Origin of the sequence: Pseudoalteromonas sp. AOP7-A1-14, from assembly GCF_052376275.1 — a bacterium.
Lineage (GTDB): Bacteria > Pseudomonadota > Gammaproteobacteria > Enterobacterales > Alteromonadaceae > Pseudoalteromonas.
In genome coordinates this window covers 1-2199 of record NZ_JBQSVO010000210.1, presented here as the reverse complement: position 1 = coordinate 2199, position 2199 = coordinate 1, and the positions used below count along the sequence as shown (strand labels likewise).

General features: G+C 40.0%; 4 protein-coding genes. All 4 read left to right on the top strand.

The window, feature by feature from the left end; all coding sequences use genetic code 11:
- Window positions 1-225 (top strand): MipA/OmpV family protein (locus ACT3RM_RS17570; protein WP_444511472.1); only part of this gene is annotated, 225 nt, incomplete at its 5' end.
- A gap of 1 nt (window position 226) precedes the next feature.
- The gene (locus tag ACT3RM_RS17565) at window positions 227-613 is read left to right on the top strand and encodes a DUF3019 domain-containing protein (protein WP_441836505.1); all 387 of its coding nucleotides are present in this window, start codon (window positions 227-229) and stop codon (window positions 611-613) included.
- Between the two features lie 14 nt (window positions 614-627).
- Window positions 628-1320, top strand: coding sequence for a response regulator (locus ACT3RM_RS17560; RefSeq protein WP_441836504.1), 693 nt, complete (start codon window positions 628-630; stop codon window positions 1318-1320).
- Window positions 1321-1326: 6 nt separating this feature from the next.
- The coding region (locus ACT3RM_RS17555) for a histidine kinase dimerization/phospho-acceptor domain-containing protein (RefSeq protein WP_441836503.1) at window positions 1327-2199 on the top strand (873 nt) is incomplete at its 3' end.

Sequence of the window (2199 nt, the reverse complement as noted above, 5' to 3'; positions counted from 1 at the left end):
GCTTATTTCTATGGTTTGTCTGAAAAAGAGAGTCAAAATGGTGCATTTGGGGTTGGCAGTAGCTGGCAACCTTATGCTAAAATCGATGCTCGTTATGCGCTAAGCAAAGCGAACTCATTGCGTTTTAATGTTGGCTACTACGATTATTCAGAAGTAGCGGATAGTCCTTTATTTAATAAAACGTACTCGATGACTGCCTTTATAGGATTCGATCATATTTTCTAATATGAAGCATTTTCTTTTAATTCTAGTAGTAGGATGTTTATTGGTATGGCCAAATTTTGGCGTATCTAAAGCAGCTTCACTTAATGTTACCCCTAAAGTGTGTGTGATTTCTGATCAGCAAGATTTTTGCGATCTTGAGCTGAATTTTGATTGGAAAATAGCCGAGCCGTTAGATGTGTGTTTATACCAAGATAGTGAACAGCTTTTTTGCTGGCAACAGGCGCAGTTAGGGCGCTTGAATTATAAAGCGCGTGTTCAGGTTGAGACCTTATACTCCCTTATCAATCCTCACACGGGCGATCTACTAGCAACGGCGCGTATTGAAGTGCAAAGCACCCAAGCCAAAACTACCAGAAGACGATTGCGTTCACCGTGGAGCTTTTTTTAATCTAGGAGCTGCAAATGGCACAGATTTTACTTGTCGAAGATGATTTAGGGTTACAACAATTAACCAAAGATTATCTTGAAAATAATGGCCTTGAAGTGGCGGTTCTTGACCGTGGCGATGAAGTGTTTACCTACCTTGAAAACCATAATGTTGACTTAATGATCCTTGATGTGATGCTGCCAGGTAAAGACGGTTTTAGTGTTTGCCGTCAGGTGCGCGACAAATTCAGCCTGCCTATTTTAATGTTAACAGCCAAAGGTGAAGACTTTGACCAAGTAATTGGCTTAGAGCTTGGTGCAGATGATTATGTGATAAAACCTGCAGAGCCAAGAATGTTATTAGCACGCATTAACGCCTTATTACGCCGTGGTCAAGCAACCGTGAAAGCTCCTGAAGAGCTAACATTTGGCGATTTAAATATTGATAAAACCAGCCGCATTGTAAAGCTTAAAAGTAACGAAATAACACTCACTTCCCACGAATTTGAATTGCTATGGCTACTTGCGTCAAATGCTGGTGATGTATTGAGTCGTGAACATGTTCACCAGCATATGATTGGTCGCCAATACGACGGGCTAGATCGTACTGTTGATGTACGTGTTTCACGCATTCGTAAAAAGCTTGGTGATAATAGTGATAAACCGTATCGAATCAAAACAGTATGGGGTCAAGGCTACTTGTTTGTCTCTGATGCTTGGGATATGTAACTATTAATGGGGAAGTTATTCGCAAGTTTATATTTGTATATTATTGTTTCACTTGTTTTAGTTAGCGGGGCCATTGAGCAACTTTGGCCTTATGAAGATACCCAGCAACAAATGGCGCTTGATAATGAATTTGGCCAATCTCTTTGGTTACTTTCCCAAACCCCCGCAGGCCTTGAAAAAATAACTCAGCATTACAACAGTGAACTACTTGCTAGTAATGATTTGATGTTACCAACCTTACAACAAACAGAGCTTGAAAATCGTCACTATATTTACTTATTTGATAGCCAGAAAGATGCTATTTGGTATATAAAATTAAACGATAACGAATTATTAAAAGTTGGCCCGATAGAAGTCTCAGCTCCGGCGTTTTCATCGGTATGGCCTTATTTATTGCTATTGAGCGTCGTTGGGTTACCTATAGGTCTTTGGAGCTTTTTACTATGGCGTGACTTTGAAAAGCTGCGTTTGGCGTGTGAAGCTGTTGATGGCTCACAAGGTTTTGAGTCAAGCGCATCATCTAAATCATTTTTCTTACCCATTACCGACACTCTCAGTGCGATGCAACAGCGTATTCAGCACTTATTGACTGCTCAAAAAGAGTTAACCTCGTCAGTTTCACATGAGTTTAGAACGCCACTGGCACGGCTTAAGTTTGCCCTTGCAATGTTGGAAGATAAAGTCAGCGACGAAAAAGCCTTTGATTACATTGATAATATGCAGCTGGATATCAGTGAGCTTGAATCACTCGTTAAAGAAATACTGGATTATGCACGTTTAGATAGCGAGCAGCCAAACTTAAATATTCAACAATGTGACTTAGTTATTGTAATACAAAGCGTAATTGAAAAGCTTGGCTTTGCCTCAAATTTAACTCTC

Bases quoted from the DNA above. Each gene is read 5' to 3' on its own strand.
- ACT3RM_RS17565 (WP_441836505.1), top strand. From the start codon at position 227: ATGAAGCATTTTCTTTTAATTCTAGTAGTAGGATGTTTATTGGTATGG.
- ACT3RM_RS17560 (WP_441836504.1), top strand. From the start codon at position 628: ATGGCACAGATTTTACTTGTCGAAGATGATTTAGGGTTACAACAATTA.